At 44.0% G+C, this 836-nt stretch carries 1 protein-coding gene; it reads right to left on the reverse strand.

Translation table 11 applies throughout. From position 1 onward, the window contains the following. Nucleotides 1–836, reverse strand: an 836-nt coding sequence (locus R7O13_RS25595) for a chemotaxis protein (RefSeq protein WP_318305039.1), incomplete at both ends; no start/stop codon positions are given.

The raw sequence follows: 836 nt of genomic DNA on the forward strand, positions 1-836 counted from the left end.
AGCTTTTCTCTGCTTGTTGATGAACGTCTTCACTCTTCTCGCGCAGCTCTTCCACAAACTTGCTCGACTCTTCAATCCCTGTGGCCATGTGATGTACTTGTTGGCTCATTTGCTCTGCCGCACTTGCTTGAGATTCACTATTCACGTTGAGTGCATTGACTTGCTCATCCAACTGCGACGATTGCTCATCAAGCGCTTGCGAAACAGATTTCAGCTCTATCGAATTTAAATTAGCTTGTTCCAATACTTCAGCCAGATGCAGTTCACCTTCTGTTGCTTTTTTGGCGACTTGCTCACTCTCGACTTTTGCTGCTTCGGCATTTTCAATCGCATCATCACGTTGCTTAGCAGTAAATGCCTGAGCGATACAAATCACCACCAGCGGCAATACGGTACCAGACCAAATTTCTAATCTCTGAGAAGCTTCCGATAATACCAGTTGAGGAAACTCAAAACCCGAAACATGCTGATGTGTCATTAAGGCGGAAATGGCAATCACCACGCCACTCCAAGCAATAGCGATAAGACGAGTGCCAGATAAGAAGAAAGCGACAACCAACAAAGGCACCCAATAAGTTTGAGTTGAATCAACCACACCACCACTTTGATAAATGATATTGAGTGCATGCACCGACATCCCGACAAAACCAAGGTTAAGTGATAACGCAGGTTGCTTAAACCATTTGAGACTAGAAGCGGAAACAAGCTCAAGAGTAATCAGAATGACAGAAGTTAAGATCAAGCTTTCGTGTCCATGCTTGAACCACTTAATTAAGCTATAAATTCCGACCAGAAAAGCGATGAAGGTAAATAAAGAGAGGATGTCAGCTTGACGG

It is taken from the genome of Vibrio sp. Y176 (assembly GCF_033438945.1).